At 48.7% G+C, this 18,532-nt stretch carries 13 protein-coding genes; 6 read left to right on the forward strand and 7 right to left on the reverse strand.

Going from position 1 to position 18,532, the window contains the following annotated elements; genetic code table 11:
- The first annotated feature begins 1 nt into the window (after position 1).
- Positions 2-721, forward strand: a complete 720-nt coding sequence (locus IPG80_RS12020; protein WP_345106973.1) for a cyclase family protein — start codon at positions 2-4, stop codon at positions 719-721.
- On the opposite strand, the gene IPG80_RS12025 is transcribed toward IPG80_RS12020, so the two are convergent.
- Positions 687-2,030, reverse strand: a complete 1,344-nt coding sequence (locus tag IPG80_RS12025) for a glycosyltransferase family 87 protein (protein WP_345106975.1) — start codon at positions 2,028-2,030, stop codon at positions 687-689. The two genes, IPG80_RS12020 and IPG80_RS12025, sit on opposite strands and share 35 nt — an antisense overlap.
- A gap of 207 nt (positions 2,031-2,237) precedes the next feature.
- Between IPG80_RS12025 and IPG80_RS12030 the strand changes: the two genes are divergently transcribed.
- Genes IPG80_RS12030 through IPG80_RS12040 form a run of 3 tightly spaced genes read left to right on the forward strand, consistent with a single transcriptional unit; the run spans position 2,238 to position 5,402 of the window.
- On the forward strand, positions 2,238-2,762 hold the full coding sequence (locus IPG80_RS12030; RefSeq protein ID WP_345106978.1) for a hypothetical protein: 525 nt from the start codon (positions 2,238-2,240) through the stop codon (positions 2,760-2,762).
- A gap of 3 nt (positions 2,763-2,765) precedes the next feature.
- Positions 2,766-4,307: a sulfatase-like hydrolase/transferase gene (locus IPG80_RS12035; RefSeq protein WP_345106981.1), complete on the forward strand. Its 1,542-nt coding sequence runs from the start codon at positions 2,766-2,768 to the stop codon at positions 4,305-4,307.
- A 6-nt stretch (positions 4,308-4,313) separates the two neighbouring features.
- Positions 4,314-5,402, forward strand: coding sequence for a glycosyltransferase family 87 protein (locus tag IPG80_RS12040; RefSeq protein ID WP_345106983.1), 1,089 nt, complete (start codon positions 4,314-4,316; stop codon positions 5,400-5,402).
- Between the two features lie 119 nt (positions 5,403-5,521).
- Here the strand turns inward: IPG80_RS12040 and IPG80_RS12045 are convergent, their stop codons facing one another.
- The 6 genes from IPG80_RS12045 to IPG80_RS12070 all read right to left on the reverse strand — a co-directional run bounded on the left by IPG80_RS12045 (position 5,522) and on the right by IPG80_RS12070 (position 16,068).
- Complete coding sequence (locus IPG80_RS12045; RefSeq protein ID WP_345106986.1) at positions 5,522-5,671, reverse strand: hypothetical protein; 150 nt, start codon at positions 5,669-5,671, stop codon at positions 5,522-5,524.
- Between the two features lie 15 nt (positions 5,672-5,686).
- On the reverse strand, positions 5,687-6,601 hold the full coding sequence (locus IPG80_RS12050) for a nucleotidyl transferase AbiEii/AbiGii toxin family protein (RefSeq protein WP_345106988.1): 915 nt from the start codon (positions 6,599-6,601) through the stop codon (positions 5,687-5,689).
- Positions 6,598-7,194 carry a type IV toxin-antitoxin system AbiEi family antitoxin domain-containing protein gene (locus tag IPG80_RS12055; protein ID WP_345106991.1) on the reverse strand — a complete coding sequence of 199 codons (597 nt, stop codon included), beginning with the start codon at positions 7,192-7,194 and terminating at the stop codon, positions 6,598-6,600. Before IPG80_RS12055 ends, IPG80_RS12050 begins: the two co-directional genes overlap by 4 nt.
- A 224-nt stretch (positions 7,195-7,418) precedes the next feature.
- Positions 7,419-8,882 carry a glycosyltransferase family 39 protein gene (locus IPG80_RS12060; protein ID WP_345106994.1) on the reverse strand — a complete coding sequence of 488 codons (1,464 nt, stop codon included), beginning with the start codon at positions 8,880-8,882 and terminating at the stop codon, positions 7,419-7,421.
- A 225-nt stretch (positions 8,883-9,107) separates the two neighbouring features.
- Complete coding sequence (dnaE, locus tag IPG80_RS12065) at positions 9,108-14,357, reverse strand: DNA polymerase III subunit alpha (RefSeq protein WP_345106996.1); 5,250 nt, start codon at positions 14,355-14,357, stop codon at positions 9,108-9,110.
- Between the two features lie 166 nt (positions 14,358-14,523).
- A complete protein-coding gene (locus IPG80_RS12070) occupies positions 14,524-16,068 on the reverse strand; it encodes a glycosyltransferase family 39 protein (RefSeq protein ID WP_345106999.1) in 1,545 nt (514 codons plus the stop codon).
- A gap of 167 nt (positions 16,069-16,235) precedes the next feature.
- Here IPG80_RS12070 and IPG80_RS12075 point away from each other — a divergent pair, with 167 nt between their 5' ends.
- Both IPG80_RS12075 and IPG80_RS12080 read left to right on the forward strand, forming a co-directional pair.
- A complete protein-coding gene (locus tag IPG80_RS12075; protein WP_345107002.1) occupies positions 16,236-17,168 on the forward strand; it encodes a hypothetical protein in 933 nt (310 codons plus the stop codon).
- Between the two features lie 395 nt (positions 17,169-17,563).
- Positions 17,564-18,526, forward strand: coding sequence for a tetratricopeptide repeat protein (locus tag IPG80_RS12080; RefSeq protein WP_345107063.1), 963 nt, complete (start codon positions 17,564-17,566; stop codon positions 18,524-18,526).
- Positions 18,527-18,532: the final 6 nt, after the last annotated feature.

Here is an 18,532-nt window from a genome sequence, read left to right on the forward strand (position 1 = left end):
CATGCCTACCTACATTGACCTCAGCCACACCATCCACGACGGACTGGTTACCTACAAGGGATTGCCTGCCGCCATCGTTTGTGATTACCTTACCCGTGAAGCCTCGCGCGGACGATATGCTCCCGGCATAGAATTCCACATTGGCAAAGTAGAAATGGTAACCAATACCGGCACATACGTGGACAGTCCATTTCATCGCTATGAGGATGGCAAAGACTTATCCGAAGTCGAATTGGAAAAATTCGTTGACCTCGAAGGCATTGTCATCCGTGCGGACTATCGCAAGGGGCTGGCTATCACTACCGAGGCGTTCAAAGGCAAAGAGATTCGTGGACGAGCCGTCTTGGTTCACACTGGCTGGGCGGAACATTGGGCGACGGATGTATATTTTGAGAATCATCCATTCCTAACAGAGGATGCAGCGATCTATCTCCGCGATAATGGTGCCAAGCTCGTCGGCATTGATTCACACAACATTGACGATACGCGCGGGAACGCAAGACCTGTTCATTCTGTGCTGCTGCGAAACGAGATCATTGTTGCCGAGCATTTATGTAATTTAGAAAATGTACCCGATGAGGGCTTCTCTTTTACGGCTGCTCCGCCCAAAGTTAAAGGGGCAGGACCTTCCCCGTCCGCGCATTTGCAAAAACTCGCTAAAGCTCAACGCCAAAAAAACTCCCAAATCACCGGGAGTTTTTTTTGGCGTGTACTGAAATAGAAAATGTTTTTTCAATATTCTTCGGGGAAACCAACAACAACAAAATCAACAGACCTGCCATACGCAGATAACTAAAAGGATATACGTTAAACACAGGCAGCGCAAAGACCAGTGCAGTTCCGATGGTTGTTTGCAAGAACGCATCCCTGCCTCGCAATGTAAACGTCCATATTGCCAGCGGTATGGCAATAACGTAATGATGCTCCCAAGCGGATGGAGCAATCAAAAGAGATATTACTGAAAAATCCAGCATATGACCGGTCATGCGGAAGAAATCTGTATCCATACGCAATGCACCGTCTGGAACAGCCATCCTTTCCCTCTGAAGGAAGCGGAATAGATACCACACCCCGACTGATGCGACCACACACACAAACACCGCACGCAAAATGGTATCTGGCAAATTCAAAAAGCCAAGCGTGCTCCTTAAAAAGCTCATCGGGCTGGAGTTTCTAAACAACAAACTCTCCTGCTCCACAGGAAAGGAACGGTAGAAATTAATAAACTGCCGCCATAATTCAAAATTGCGAAAAAAGTTCGTTTCGAAAAAGATGACAAGCAGCGAACCCGCAAAAAGCCCGAAAATCGCACGCCATTTTTTCAAGAGCACCATAGGGGCAGACAAAGCAAATGGATATATCTTGATCATTCCACCTACAGCAGCCGCAAGTCCTGCAATAAAAGGATATTTCCGCAACAGCACCAGAACCAACAAAATGGATGCAAGAATATAAAAATTCACCTGATTATTACTTAACGTCCGCAACACGGGGACATTAAAAAGATAAATCACACTGACCAGAATGACACTGCGTAGATTTGCAAGCCCGATCTGTTTCGCAAATTCGAACGACAGGAAATAAGATAACAGTAAAAAATATAATAGAGATGCTTGATGAACATAAAACACAAACACCCATGCACTTTTATCCATACCAACGTACGAAAAAAATCTCAACCCAATTCGGAACACAAAAGCCATCATATCTGCAAATAAAGGCGGATACAAATATCGAGTCCCAAGGTATGGATTGCCGCCCTCCGCAATTGCTCGAAAAGCCGCCTCATATTGGTCGTAATCCCATGAACCAAAACTAAGTTCTGTTGTTTGAGCGAGGAAAATCAATCCCACCAGATACGGCAAACCCAACAGGAGCAACTCACCGGCAGAAAGCCTGTCCCGCGCTCTTACATCGAGATATAAAGCGAACGTCATCACACAGAATACGCAAAAAGCGAACAACCCAAACAGATCCTCTTTTTGCTTTGTAGACGCCAGCCTGACGACCTCCCAATCACGCGACCACAAAAAAATTCCCACAAACACCGCGAACCAAAAGAGGAATGTAAATCTGAGTATTCTTTTCGAACTTTGGGAAACAAAGAACATTGCCAAACCTCAAGTAACACAATCTGAAAATAAATGATTTTCATTATAGCATTCTTGATCGGGTGAATTTCCCCGTCAACTGGGGATGGTAGAATAAAGAAACAAACTGCTTTTTACCGTGCCCCCATGAATCGCCTTCCAAATCGAAACCAACTTCTGCCCGTATATGCTGTAGGGGTCACAATTCTGTACTCCTGGGCAATCATTGTTACCATCCGCAGTTCACTATTCACCTGGGTCCTATACTTAAACGTCCCTGAGATCTTGACTCTGGTGGCATATATTCTGGCTGGTGCATTTCTGGAAAGCCTGCTCCTGATCGCAGCCCTGACCATTTTCGGCGTGCTCCTGCCCTCAAAACTGCTTACCGAAAAATTCATACTTCGCGGCACGATCCTGACCATTACCTTTCTTAGCTCGATCATGTTCTATTACACTCAAACGCCGCTCGGCGAAGCCCTGGTAGACATCTACAAATGGGTTCTATTCTTTACGGTCAGCACTGTTGGATTCTTACTGGCAGCGGAGAATATTCAGACCATAAAGAACACAGTGGAACTGATCGCAGATCGCGCCATGGTCTTTTTGTACATCTACCTGCCCATCTCGATCATATCGGTTATCGTTGTAATTATTAGAAGCTTAGGATAAGAAATGAGAAAGTTCTCAAGACGTGATTTACTCAAGGCAGGTTGGGGCATTTTAGGCAGTGGGCTAGCCGCCAATCTATTGCCAGACTCAGCAAAGACTCAAAACGCAGGAGGGCAACGACCAAACATTATCATGTTGATCTGCGATGCGATGACTGCACGCAACCTGTCTCTTTATGGTTACCCGCGCAAAACCACACCCAACCTCGAAAAGCTGGCTGAAAAAGCCATTATCTATCACAACCATTACGCGAATGGGAGTTTTACGGTTCCCGGCACATCATCACTATTGACCGGTCTGCTGCCGTTGAGCCACCGTGCAGTCAACCCAGCCGGGATCATCAAGAAACAAAACCTCATTGAACATAATATTTTCCGTCTGTTAGGAAATGACTATTTTAAACTGGCATTTTCACAAAATTATTGGGCAGCCAATCTATTGCACCAGTTTTCGAACGACATTGACACTTTCTTGCCGCCCTCCGAATTTGGGTTAATCAATGGCGGAGCGATCTATAAAAAATTCAAAAAAGACCCCGTCGTCAGCAGTCATGCGCTCGAGAACATGTTCTATTACCGTAACTCTTTATTGCTAAGCTTCATCTTCGGGCTGTACTATGAGCGCAGGATCAAAGATATTTCTTTAGAAAACTATCCCACGGGATATCCCATTGCTCAGTTTCACGACAACGTATTTACCATGCGCGATCTGTTCGACGGAATAGCAGATAAGATATTCAATTTACATAAAAATGAAGCGCCTTTCTTTTCCTATTTTCATATATTTCCGCCACACGACCCATATAACCCACACAAAGACTTTGCAGGCATCTTCACTAACGATGGCTATACCCCCCCTGCAAAACGGGAACATGTTTTGTCTCCCAACCTGACCCCAGCCGGGTTGGCTGCTGACCGCAGTCGGTACGACTCCTTTATCGCAAACATAGACATGGAGATCGGGCGGTTGTTTGAAACCCTGCAAGAACAGGGTGTTCTTAATAATACATATTTCATCCTTACAGCAGACCACGGTGAAATGTTCGAACGCGGCGAGTTCGGTCACTTCACCCCCTTGCTCTACGACCCGGTTATGCACATTCCGCTGATGGTGTTGGCACCTGGAAATCAAACCCGGCAGGATATCACCACCCCAACCAATAACATCGACCTGCTGCCAACGATCTTAAATCTGGCTGGGCAGGCAATCCCCGCCTCCGCCGAGGGGAGCATTCTCCCAGGTCTGGGTGGAGCCGCGGACCCAGAGCGCGCCATCATTACGGTGGAAGCAAAAGACAGTGTCGCCCATTTACCCTTCACAAAAGCCACTTATTCAATCATTAAGGGGAATTACAAACTGATCCATTACACCGGGTATACAAATAAATATCAGGATCACTATGAGTTTTACGACCTTGAACAGGATCTGGAGGAACTTCAGGACAAATACTCCATACCAAGGTTCCAATCCATCATCGAAGAGATGAAAAAAGAACTGCGTAACGCCATCGACACGGCAAATGAAAAGCTCAAGTCAGAAGGCTGAACTTAAATGCCATACTACTCCCCGTATTTCATTTACATCTCCATTCCCATCCTCCTGACAGGGTTATTCTTCCAGATCGAGCATAAACTAACCAAACCGTGGATGCGTTGGGCGTGGTGGCTCGCTTGCCTCGCCCTCCTCTTGCTAATCGGATGGTATGCCTCACAGGAACAATATTTATACGACTTCTTCAAGGGCTACTATCACGGCGGACGGAAGATCGTCCGCGATCTTGAAGCGCTGTACGATGAGAATTGCTATAACTTCACCAACTTCCCTCTGGTCGCATTTTTATTTGCGCCGCTTGCCAACCTGGAAAAAGAATACGCAGGCACGATCTTCTTCCTGGCTGGGTATGTGACGATCCTGCCGCTTGCATATTGGCTTGTGAAACTCGCCGAGTTAAAAGGCGGACTGCGTTGGCTGGTCCTTGCACTTTTGGCGCTTAATGGTCCGCTTGATTACAACATCTGGCTGGGAAACATTACACAAGTCATCACGCTGGGATTGCTGCTGGTGCTTTGGTGGGTCAAAACAGGGAAGGAGTGGCTGGCGGGCATTTTGCTTGGTGTGAACGGATTGTTGAAGATCCCGCTCATCCTTCCGGCTGGCTATTTCTTCGTTCAACGCAGGTGGCGCGTAGTGGGCGGCGGACTCTTGATCTTCACACTGGTACTGGCGGCGTCTCTGATCTTTGTTCCATTCTGGTTGAACAGCTTATGGGCAGACCGTTGTATCCTCTCCATGGCGGGCAACCCCATCACTGCCTACAACAACCAATCGCTGAGCGGTTTTCTGTCACGTCAATTAATTCCCGGCTACGTTGGCTGGTTCCCCATTGCACCGAATCCGCAATATCAACTCGCCTCAACCCTTGCTCAGCTTGTTCTATATGCACCCATTGTCTTTATACTTTTCATCGGGTTCAAACACCCCGCAACCCCAAAGACCCAGACCTCAGAATTCCTCATCCTCGTCACTGGTTCGCTGCTCACCAGCCCCATTGCATGGACTCACTATCTGCTCATGCTCATCATCCCCATCGCACTTTACATCAAAGATAACAGTGAAGAACAAAACAAACTCTGGCTTTAATATCTTGTTTTGGGGTGGGCGTACTGCTTTATCCATCCCCATCAACAGCACACAAGCGCTTTTCGAGCAGACCGGGCAGATACTATTCCTCTCCTGCATTTTCTGGGAATGCTGCTTCTCTACATCACCCTCGTGATCAGGTGGTTCCAGAAGTATCTCACCGCAAAGCACGCCTCGGCGTAACTCCACTGCCACACGAAGGTGACACGATTCCCTTCGATGACAGGGTTCCCGTTTGCGCGGGCGAGATGGAGGAGGTTGGTGGTCATGCCCCCATTGTACGATTATTTCCAACCCTTGGATGCATGCCATTTTCGGCTGGACCATTCTCCATTTGTGGAGGCTAGCAAAGGGTGCTGTAAAAACCTCCATATTTTCTCGATAACCTGAACAAAATCACTGATTTCATCAAACCCAAGACTAGACTTCTCAAGGAAACTTTCCCAACTCGATTGATTGCTCTCGCCAAATTCAGCCGTCAACCCAATGGGACGTTCAGTTGGCAGAGTCTCATCTCGTTTTTTGAAAGTGATTTTGATTGCTTTTTGCAGACTTGAACATTCAAAGTCGAAAGTTTGCAAGACCAGCCAAAGATCATAATAATCTTTCATGCGGCTGTTCAATTGGGCATGTCGAACCATGGCATGAAATTTTTCAGCCACTACAGCCTCTTTTGGGTAACTTCTCATTTGAGCGGATTTGAAGTCAAGCAGGATGTTCGGGTATTCGACAAGCTCTGCTTTTGAGGCAAGTTCATCTGAAAAGCCAATGTCAATTTGAAGCGGGATGCGGGTGTGCTCCAGCAGAGCGATCAACTTAACGCGGATGCCCACATAATCAGCATCGATCTGGGTTTCTTCCACAGAAATTGATTGCATATCGAACACTAGCCCATTTTCAGGTGCAGACACTTCAATGACTGTCTTGATGATTTTATGCAGGTTATCGCTATCGCTTGAAACATATCCTCGAAAATCTATATCCTTGGTCGGGCGGCGCATGGACAAATTCCAGACATAAAACAACAATCCGCCTTTGAGAACGAATTTTTCGGCATAGTTGGTTTTGGAAAGCCGATACAGGAAGCGTTCCATGGCAAAGTATTGAAGGCCTTCTGCATAGGGTCGGTTAATAACGTCAGATTGATTTCGCAAGCGAGCCAAAATGGATGCGGGGATATTCTTCGTTGTTTCTTTCATAGCAGCGACTCCACATATGGACGCATGACCTTCTCCACGCGATTCACTTTGGCGTATTTCATTAGCAGGGACACATTCATCTTAGGCTGTTTGATGTAATCGCGCAGGGATTCGATTGCGACGTCCATACCCACGGTTCGGCGGAACTTGAAGCAATCAGACAGAGTTTTCTCGCGATCATATACCTTGACTTTGACGCCATCCACTTCGTATTCAACGATACCGGCTTTGTAGGGAGCTTCTGAAAAATGGAAAACCCTGATGGGCGGATGCTGTATCTTTGGAGTTTTGACATCGCGTGGCAGGGCAAAATAAACGAAGTGTGGGATCTGCGTGGTCAGTTCGTGGAAATACAGCGCGGAGATCAGGCAAAATACCGCCTGCGGCGCGCGCAGGCTGATATTTACGAGGTCAGGATTCCCCAAGGGATCAAAGTTGCTCAAGCGGTAAATCCCCGGCGCTTCGCGGACGAGTTCGCCCGATTTGACCATCTCGTACAACACATGCCGTGGTACGCCCAGCTCTACCGCCCGCGCCGCGCGTAGGATGCCGTTATGATTTGCGAAGATTTTTTTATACGGGTTGCCTGCCATACAGGGATTATATTACAAAAGTACCACATATTTATAAATATGTGGTACTTTTGTTTTAGTTGCCTTCGATGACAGGGTTTCCGTTTGCGCGGGCGAGTTGGAGGAGGTTGGTGGTCATATAACCATTTTACTGACTTCGTAGATTTTGACTATATACCAAATCTTTATATCCACATCAATCTCTTTTACTAAAAAACAGTAATAGACCATCTCGAATTGGGTAATTATGGTCGCACAAAAATAAAGTCGGTATCTTCAGCAATCTTTATCTGTTCAAAGCCAAGCCTCACAATTTCCCTTCGAACGTCCGCATTGGTGTCACGAGAAAGATATACATATAAAATCTCCGGATGGCTTTGAATAAAAGTTCCCATACCCTCTGTGGTAGACAGTGTCATTTCATTGGCAGTATCATCCCCAACTAGTTGCGACAAGTAGAAGCGGAGTGTTGTCTCATGTTGCGCAGATAAAGTAAGCACCTTTTGCCCCGGTCGATATCGTTCGACAATGATCTGCGCTATCTCTCTTGTACCTCCCTTTGAGTGATCATACACAAGATTAATGTAAGGAAGTGCAGAAACAAACAACCCAATGATCACAACGGCGGTAAATGCATACTGGATCGCAACTCTCTTAAATCTTAAGGTCAATTCCATAAACCCTATAGAGAACAGGAGATAGACAAATGGCGTCATATGAATGATCTGTCGGGGAATAAACGGATACCCATTCGAGTAATCTAAGAATATGACAAGGATTATTTGAATCAACAAGGATACCCATAAGAAAATCATTGAGAAGTATTCCCCAGAGTTTTTCAGCACAAATACTCCTCCAAGTAAAACTCCCATGGCTAGAAATAAATGCCATACACCAAAAGACGGCAGGCTCTCGCTGGATATGGTTGCTTTAAAACCTAACCCACTAAGGATACTGTTTGGAGACAGACCAAGTTCGTAAGTATAGAAATCTTGAGTGTGAAAAAATAAATACCCTGGCAGGAATAAGATGACTATCAGTACACAACTGAGTACATATGCACAGATATTTTTTTTGTAGATATCGATAAACAATTCAGATCTGTGTCTCTTTAAAAAAAGATCCATGAGAAAGAAAAAGCCTATAACTGTTGTAAGCATCAAGTAAGGATGAAAAAAGACCCCTACTGCACTTGACGCCACGTAAGCCAGCCAATCTCGTGTGGCACTTGTTGCGATTGCCTTTATCAAAAAAAACACTGCCAAGGCATAAAAAAACATAAGCGAAGCATAAAACCGAACCTCCTGTGAATACTGAATATTGACCGGAGACACGGAAATCAAGAAAGCTGTAAGAAGTGCTACCTGCCTTTTATAAGGGATGTTAATTTGATTTATTAATATATAATATGCGAATATTGAAAGAGACCCCCACAGTACCGACGGTAAACGTATAATATTTTCCTGTAGGCTGAACATGGTCATAAATCTGGTAACCAAATAATCCAATGGCATTGCCCCTGCATGTCCGCGCACCATACTCAATGTATCTGTAATCTTTGGTTGGATGGCTGCGGCGACTTGTCCAACTTCGTCATACCAGAAACTATCTTCTCCAACCCTATGAATTCTTAGCATAAAACCAACCATAAAAATTATCCCAAGAATCAGGTAATCTTTATTTTTCTTTGATGACAGAGTATTAGCCAATGACCGAAGCCGGATTTTCATCAAAAGCTCCACTTATGATTAATGATTTGAACATAGTAAAAGGAAATATCACTCGGACACACACATTCCTCATAGATACCCTTTCCACACAAGGGCAATGCGATTCCATTTGATGACAGAGTTTTTGTGTTTGCAGGCGAGTTGATGTAGATTCATAATCCTCCTGAATAAAGTAAGGATAAAGCGGTGTTGTGCCCCTGCGAGTTACTGAAATGTAATCTCTTCCACGCGCCAGTTCTCTTCGCCCATCAGCTTCTTGAGGCGCTCGAGCAGTTCGGGGCAGATGCGCGTGGTGTCGTTGGGGAAGTCGATCAGGTGTCCCTTGCCGTTCTCAAAGATCTGAAAACTAAACTTATCGCGCCCGTGGTATGAGATCAACGTGCCATACAGTGTCTTGATGCGGCGCTTGTCACGGTCCTTGTCGCCGGTGGAGCGCAGGATGACGGTGATCTGTTGGGGCGGATGTTCCTTGTCCTTGTTCTCTTTGGCAAGCGGAACATACAACGACGGAATGAACGCATCATCCTTGTCTTCGACTGGGTTCAACACTTCGGCATTCGTCAACGCTGTCACCGCGCGAGTCACCAGCGGAGGAGTGATCGGTTCATCTTTCTTGAACTTCGGCGCAGGCTGAGCGGCAATGGCGGCTTCGTCGAAAGAGGGCTGCCATTCATTGTCCCAGCCATCGGGGAAGTTATCGGGCGGCGGGGGCATATCATCACCCCCCTCTGTCCCCCCAAATTCCCCCGGCATTTGGGGGGATGAAAGGGGGGTGTAGGATGGCGCAGGTTCAGCGACAACAGGTTTTGCAACAGGTGGAGTCGTTTTCGGTGTTGGATTCGGTTTGGGTTGTGGAGCAACTGTCGGCTTCGTCTGCTCCGGGCGGCGGGGAGATTGCTCCTGTGTGCGGGCAAGCAAAGGCTTGGGAGTCGAGTCCGCTGTGATGAAAGGATCATCCGCCGAGGTTGTCACAGGAATCTCGGTCTTGATCGTATCGACGAGGATCTTGGGCGGGGTGCTGCCCTGGTCCACTTTGCCTTCAACGATGACGATCTGCCCGACGGTCAGCTTCTCGCGTGAAGCCTCCCAGGTTTTGGGGAAGAGCACGAGTTCGACGGTGCCTTGAATGTCTTCGAGTGCGGCGAAGCCCATGGGCTTGCCGGTTTTGGTGGTGTAGGGGCGCACGCCGGTGATGAGACCCGCCATGCGGACTTTCTCTTCGTGATTGGCTTCGCCCAACTGCCCCGAGAAATAGCTGACGATCTTTGCCAGCGTGGCTTGATATTCGTTGAGCGGGTGGTCGGAGATGTAAAGACCGATCAGCTCGCGCTCCCAGTTGAGCATCTCGCGCTTGTCCACATCTTTGACTTCGGGCAAGGTGATCTCTTCGATGATGCCGGTGGCTGCGCCGAAGAGACTCATTTGTCCCGCATCGGCGGCGCGGAAGTGATTGCTGGAGATGGCGACGATGCGATCAAGCGAGGCGAGCAACGATGCGCGATTGCCGAACGAATCGAGCGCACCCACTTTGATGAGACTTTCCAGTGAACGTTTGCCAACGGCACGTAAGTCTACGCGGCGTGCGAAGTCGTTGAGGTCTGTGAATTTTCCGTTCTTGGCGCGTTCTTCGATGATCGGCTGAACGGAGTTCTCACCAACATTCTTGATGGCGCCCATGCCAAAACGGATATGAGGTTGCGCTTGCCCTGAGCTTGTCGAAGGGACATCTTCAATGTCGAAGTCCCACATCGAAGAGTTGATATCCGATTGCAGAACGGGCACGCCCATCGTACGCGCATCTGCCACGTAGAAAGCGATCTTCTCGGTCTGCCCAGCTGAAGCGGACATGAGCGCGGTCATGTACTCGGCGGTGTAATGCGATTTGAGATAGGCAGTCTGAACGGCGATCACGCCATAATCGGCGGCGTGACTGTTATGAACGAGAATATCGTTGGCAATAAAGTTGTGTGTATCTTCGATTTCAAGGTCGTAGGTTTGCTTTTCGCCGACGTATTCGATGTAAGCAATTCGATCCCAGTAGATGTCACTTTCAGCATAGCGTTTGATGATGGGGTCATCAAAGTAATTACCAAGGCGTTGCAGGGTGGTTCGCCCAAAGCCTACTTTACCTGCGGAGTTGGTTGGGGAGAATTCGCGCGGAGCAATGCCAGTGGTGGCAGTGATCTCTTTCCAAGTCAGCCCGGACGAGTCTTTTACGGCGCGGATATGCTCCTTAACTGCTGCAGGGATAATGTCTTTTGTGCCGACAGCAACAGGAGGAATGAAAACAGTTAGTTCTTCGAGGGCTTGTGTCTTTTTGGTACTTACCAGGAAACAACCGATATGTTGCTTGAATGTGTTGATGTTCTCGTATCCGGTGATGAAAACCTGATACCCGACTCGCCCATCTTTGTAGGGGAATTCTACGGTGCGCAAGCGACTGATGATACCAAAGCGCAAAAGCAGGTGCTGAAGCTGCTGTGCAAGGCGCTGTGAAGCAGTGGCATAGTACAGGCTACGTCCGCGTGAATCGATATGTCCATCACCATCCCACATACGACTGATGACCAGACCGATCTGGCGGTTGTTCAATTCAAAGATCGCAGAAGGGAATTCTTTGTTGCGAGCGTTCTTGCCAAGCAAACCCAACTCGCCTGCCCAAGGGAAGATGCCGGGTTCATATTGTTTGTCGGCGCGGGCAGCGTATATGGAATATGTCCCCTTGTGCATGGCAATCGTGCATTTGACGTTTGTAAATGACTCGGCGGCTCGCACGAAATCATTCACCTGTTCCATATCTTGATTGTAGTAATAAACCGAGTGCGGATGGCAGAGATTGCCTTCTGCTAATAGATGACCCAAAGCAATCGCCTCATGGTCTTCCCATTCCTGCTTGCCTTCCACTGGAATGATTCGTGGAACGGCGATGAAATCGTCAGGTTGAAGTTCTTCGAGGTTGCACCAGCCGTTATATGTATAGAAAGGATGATTTCCCGTCGCTTCGATGGTACGTCCCAGTGCTGTGATTAAGCGGAAGACGGGCTTCATGCCGTTGTCCATGACGTTGAGCACAGGCTGGTTTTTCAATTTCAACGTGGGAATATCGCAAGAGAGAGTCTTTTGAATTTCCGCCGTGCCACGATAAAGGTCTTCCACTTTGACGAGTCGACCTGTAGCAGCATCCAAAATTTCCACGTCGCCGGGCAAACATTTGTTGAAGCCGTACCTCGCGAATTCTTCCCAGTCCGAATAGATCGCATCGGCGGTGGATTGTTCGATGCCTTTTTCAACAGCGCCTTTCACGAACTTGGCGCGGTGCTTTTCGATGTCTTCTTTTTTCTTTTTCGAGATGGCTTTGCGCAGCTCATCCGACTCGGAAGGTGTGTACCCGGCGAGTTCTACAGCGGCACGCATCAGTTGTTCTTGATAGACGGGAATGCCGTAGGTATCGCTGAAGATCGGCTCCATCGAAGGATGGCGATATTCCACTTCCGCTTCGCCGTGCATGCGTGCGATGTAATCGGGGATGAACGCCATCGGTCCGGGGCGATACAACGCCACCATCGCGATGATGTTATCGAGATTCTTCGGCTTCATCTGCACGAGCCAGCGCGTCATGCCGCCGCCTTCCACCTGGAAGACGCCAGCGGTCTGACCGGCACCCATCAACTCAAATGACTTGGGGTCGTCAATGGGGATATTGCTCAGGTCCAGCTTGATGCCGTGACGTTTGAAGATCAGGTCACAGGCACGCGCCATCACGGTCAAGGTGATGAGACCGAGAAAGTCCACTTTCAACATGCCGAGCGTATCAAGGATACCCATTTCGAACTGGGTCACCGACTTGATCGGCGTATCTTCTGAATTGGACGTCGGGCGATGCAGCGGCAGATATTCGAGGATGGGCTTATCTGAGATGACCACGCCTGCCGCATGTGTGCCTGCGTTGCGCACTGTACCTTCCATGCGCGCGGCAATGTCGATCACTTCGCGCATCTTGGGGTCAGTGTCGTAAATTTGTTTGAACTCTTTGATCTCGAGCGCTTCTGCCATGGTCGTGCCGCCCGGCGAAAAAGGAACCAGCTTGGCGACTCGATCCACTTCTGGCAGCGGAATTTCCATCACACGCGCCACATCACGGATGGCAGCTTTCGTTCCCATCGTGCCGAAGGTGATGATCTGCGCGACCTTGTCATCGCCGTATTTGCGCGCACAATATTCGAGCATTTCATGGCGGCGGTCGTCACGGAAGTCCAAGTCGATATCGGGCATCGACACACGTCCCGGATTCAAGAAGCGTTCAAAGATGAGCGCATGTTCGAGCGGGTCGACCATGGTGATCTCAAGCGTGTACGCAATGATGGATCCCGCCGCCGAACCGCGCGCGTTGTACCAAATTCCATGTTCGCGGGCGAAGCGGCACAAGTCCCACACGATCAGGAAGTAGGCGTCGAATCCCATACTGTGGACGACGCTTAATTCATAATCCAGCCTCTCACGGACTTTGGTGCTGGTTGCGTCATCCTGATAGCGTTTCTTCGCCCCAGCCTCGCACAAGGCGCGTAAGTACGTCTCAGCGGTATGCCCTTCGGGCACAGGGAACTCGGGCAGGTGATAGCCTTTGAAGCCCAAGTCCACGTTGCAGCGTTCGGCAATGAGCAAGGTGTTCGATAACGCCGAAGGGACTTCTGCAAAGAGTCGGCTCATCTCTGCAGGGGAGCGCAGGAAGTACGAGTCGTCGGTCATGCGCATGCGGTCTTTGTCTGCTAAAGTGGAGTTGGTCTGGATCGCGAGCAGAACGTCTTGCAGTTTCGCATCTTCTTGATTGACATAATGCACGTCATTGGTCGCGATGTAATTCGCGGAATAACGCGCACCCAGCTCAAGCAGTTTTTTATTCAAATCCAGAATTTCAGGGATGTTGTGTTCTTGTAGCTCAACGAAGAATCGGTCAGGTCCGAAGACGTCGTAGTACCAATTCCATTTGCGAAGCGCTTCTTCGGGGTTGTCTTGCAATAGCGCACGCGGAATTTCCGCAGACATACAACCTGAAGTACAGATCAAACCTTCGGAGTGCGCGGCGAGAAAATCATGGTCAATGCGGGGATAGTAATAGAAGCCGTCTAATTGCGCGGCGGAGGCGATCTTCAGCAGGTTGCGATAACCCGTGTCATTTTCGGCGAGCAGTAATAAATGAAAGGACGAGCGATCCAGCTTGGAATCCTTGTCCTTCATGCCGCGTGCCGCCATGTAGGCTTCCAACCCGATAATGGGTTTGACGCCTTCTGATTTGGCGGCTTTGTAGAAGTCGATCACACCGAACATCGTGCCGTGGTCGGTGATGGCGACCGAGTCCATGTTCATCTCTTTGACGCGTTTGACCAGCTTCTTGATATTCGAGAAGCCGTCGAGCAAAGAGTATTCGGTATGGACGTGGAGATGGGCGAAGGACATAGTCTATTAGTTGGGTGGTCAAACGGTCGCAATGGCCTGACTATGCAACTACCAGACGATGTGACGACATGACTAAATGGCATTATAGCACGCATGTTCAGGTTATTCCCCTACGCGCGGCTTAAAGTTTTATTGAAGTTTGGAGAGTGTTGGCAACTGCCTGTGTTTACGGCTCAGATGTGCCATTCAAGCGGTAGATCGGCTTGTCTTTGATGACTGCTTCAAGATAGTAATTCTCTTCTATGTATATCAACACTTCATCAAGATTATCAGGAGGGTCGCTCAAGTAAACGCCTGTGGATTTTTGTTCTTCACGTTTGGCAGGGTCAAGCGAAGGAATGGTAAGCCGCGCCATATCCACGATAAGTACCGGTTTCTTGAGCTTAAGATCTTCAAGATAGGCATCATTAAGGCGATCTGCCACACCCGATTTCACCAGGTGAGGATAATACAACCCCGCATACGGGGCGTTTCTGCGAGCCATGAAATTCTCGCCAGGATTCGTTGCCCAAAACACAACATACTCACCGGGGTTGGTATGGTTATCCACGTAAATGGCAATGGGCGAGCGCATCTCCCGATCGGGAGTAGTGAAAAGGCGGTCGAAGGCTTTTACATAAGTGGAAGCCCGCCCAGTGAGCAAAGAGGCCAAGATAGCCGCGATCAGTGCGTAAAGTGGAAGCGAAGATATCTGGGGAAAATTACTTGCCTGCCATCCTTCTTCACGCGGATTCAGGGTTTCAAGAAGGGTATAAAAGGCAAAGGCACTTAACAATCCAATAAATGGAAGCCAGTTTATAAAGTAATGTCCGTAATTTCGTTTGGCAAGATCACTGAGAAATACCGCCGCGGGTGTTCCAACAAGCAGAACGGCATAGAAAGGCATATAGGGACTTTGAAAAAGTTTTTTAAACTTTGCAACAACCAAGCCATAACCAACAAGACCAACCCAGGCCGAAAGCTTGAGAAATTCAAAACCGACCGTGAGCGGCGAAGTTTGGCTCAATTGCGTGGAACTGTAGGCAAAGTTATATAAAATGGACGCCTCGAACATTTCGTAGAAAAGTCCATGATAGGCAAAGTATGCGGATACGGCGGCGAGAGGAATGACAATACCCAGCGTAACCCATAAGACGGCAATGAAGAAACTTTTAAAGTCACGCCGCCATAAATGTGTGAGACCCAAAATTAGAATGGTCACTGCTTCGACCAGGGCATTGTTCGGGCGGAATAAAAAGCTGAAAGAGAAGAGCGCGCCCAAGGTTAAGTTAAAGAAGCGCTGCCTGGGTTGTTGGATCAGGCTGAGAAGCAAGATCAGTGCAAGGAAATGAAAGACAAGAGGGTATTCTTCCGTATAGTTTCCGCCTTGCAATGTGAAATCCATTCCCCACAACCAGACAAAGACACCGAAAAGCGCAGGCGCCATCCCCCAAAGTTTTTTCATTAAGTAATATGAAGCATTAACGGCACAAAACAGGAAAATGAATTCAACCAGCCAGACCCCCCAACGATATCCGCGACCCAGACTAAGAGCAAAGGCATTCAGGTAAAAAATTGCGGGTGGTTTGCTGTCCCAGGCATCCAGATAGGGCATTTGCCCTTTGGCGATCAATTTACCGATATAAATGTAAAAACCATAATCACGGTTGGGGAGTTCTGTTCCGGGGTTAGCCTGAGTAAGGACGATGAGTACCAAAGTTGCAAAGAACAACAAATAATATTATTTGTCTGTACGATTTGAAATTTCTTGGTACATTGTTCATAGCATGCACTCAGGTGTGATGGGTTTGTTGTTTTTGCAGGAAAGTAGATTTAGGGTATAAAATATTGCATTATGGCATCATGCTATTTTATTCAAGAAAGCTTGTAAGTCAATCCATGTTTTCCCCCATTCCTGTCAGCAAAACCAAGATCATTCCGCCACGCAGAAGAGCCGAACTTCTGGCGCGTAAACGGCTGCTGGATATTCTTTTTGATGTGCTGGACAGTAAATTAGTGCTGGTTTCTGCCCCGGCTGGGTACGGTAAAACATCGCTCTTGATCGACGCGGCGCTTCAAAGCGAATATAAATGCTGCTGGCTTTCATTGGATGAGCTTGACCGCGACCCTCAGCGCTTCCTTGCCTATCTGGTCGCCTCCATCGCAGAGCAATTCCCCGGCGTCGGCAGCCAGACTGCAGCAGCCATGAAAGCCAGCACCTCCTTTGAAGAGGATATGGAACGGCTGGCAGTGACGCTTGTCAACGAGGCATTCGCTTCGATCCATGAACATTTTGTGCTCATTCTCGATGACTTCCACATTCTTGAGGGCGTTCAACCGATCTACGATTTTCTAAACCGTTTCATCCAATTGGTGGACGATAACTGTCATGTCATTATCGCCTCGCGCACGTTAACCACACTGGCAGACCTTCCATTAATGGTGGCACGTGAACAGGTTAGCGGGCTAAGTTTTTCCGACCTCGCCTTCCGCACAGAAGAACTTCAAGCATTGTTCCTGCAAAACAACAACGTTCATATTCCCGACAATGAAGCACTACGCATGGTCACAGAAACGGAAGGCTGGATCACCGGTTTGCAATTCTCCGGCTCGGGCATCTCGGGCAAAAGCCGAAGACCCGGCGCAATACCGGTGTGGAGCTTTTCGATTATCTCGGGCAGCAAGTGCTGGACCGGCAAAAGCCGGAACTGCGCGAGCTGTTATTACGCACCTCGATCATGGATGAGTTCGACGCGGGGTTGTGCGAAACAGTCCTTGCACCGTTTTACAGCGGAAAGCAGGATTGGGAAGAATTCATCCGCGCCATTGTAAAGAATAACCTATTCGCACTGCCCGTCGGTGCGGAGGGACGGGCGCTGCGCTACCATCACCTATTCCGTGACTATCTTCGTCAGCGTATGGAAAAGGAACGCAAAGAAGAGGTACTGCCAATTCTTGAACGATTGAGCCGCGCCTACGAAACAATGAGGGAATGGGAAAAGGCGTATGCCATCATCCACAAACTGGGGGATACCAATGCACTCGTGGAATTAATCGACCTTGCAAGTTTCAACAACCTTCAGAACACCGCTCGAATTGTAGAAAACTGGCTGCGTGACCTGCCGCCTTCCATTTTGAAAAAACATCCGCGCATCGCCTCCGTTAATGGCACAATCAAATTGATCAAAGGCGATCACCGCGGCGGGATCGCCGAACTAGACCGCGCCATGTTGTCCTTCCGTGAAAGCGGCGATGTGCCGCAATTGGCACTGGCGCTGGTACGGCGCTCATTCGGGCAGCGGTATCTGGGCGATTACCACCTATCCATCGCAGATGCCGACGAAGCCATCACCCTGATCGAATACCGCGATGACCTGCGCTCCCTGCACGCCGAGGCACTGCATGGGAAAGGCGCAAACCTGATGCGCACCGGTCAAAACAAGGGCGCACTGAAATGTTTTGAGCAGGCGTTGGATATCCTCACCCATTCCAACGAACGCATGGACATTCCCGCCATTCTGACCGACATTGGCACAGCCCAGCAATCCCTGGGAAACTACCCCGAAGCCGAAAAGACCTTCCTCAAAGTCTTGAACATCTGGAAGCAGGAAGGTAACCTGCAGGCACAAGCCGGGCTGCTGAACAACATGGGCTATATGTTCCATCTGGAAGGCGAGTACGAAAAGGCGTCCTCCACATATGAAGACGGCTTCCTTTGCGCACGCCGCAGCCAACATACTCGCATGGAAACCCTCCTGTCCATCGGGCTGGGCGACCTGTACACCGAATTGCAGGATTTTGAGATCGCGGAACAGAACTACCTGCACGCCGAAGAAATGCTTGAAGAGCGCCGCGACATCTTCCTGCTCTTTTCGCTTCAACTCGGACGGGCGAATTTGAATCTGCTTCAAGAAAATTTTGCTGCCGTTGAAAGCCTGATCCGCGAACTGGAAGGTACGATCAAGTCCAGCAAATCTCATTTCGAGAATGGACACTTCAAACTCCTGCTGGGAAAATTCCACTTGCTCACTGGTCACCCGGTAGACGCAATAAATACATTCGAAAGCGCCGAATCACATTTTACGGAAGAAGGCTTGTTGCTCGAACTGATCTCCACCCACGTCTGGCTGGCGGCTGCGTTTGCCGCCGCAAAACGCAAACCAGATGCCATGAAAAACTTCACGAACTGACCCGTG

Origin of the sequence: Candidatus Villigracilis vicinus, from assembly GCF_016702885.1 — a bacterium.
In the GTDB taxonomy this organism is placed as follows: domain Bacteria; phylum Chloroflexota; class Anaerolineae; order Anaerolineales; family Villigracilaceae; genus Villigracilis; species Villigracilis vicinus.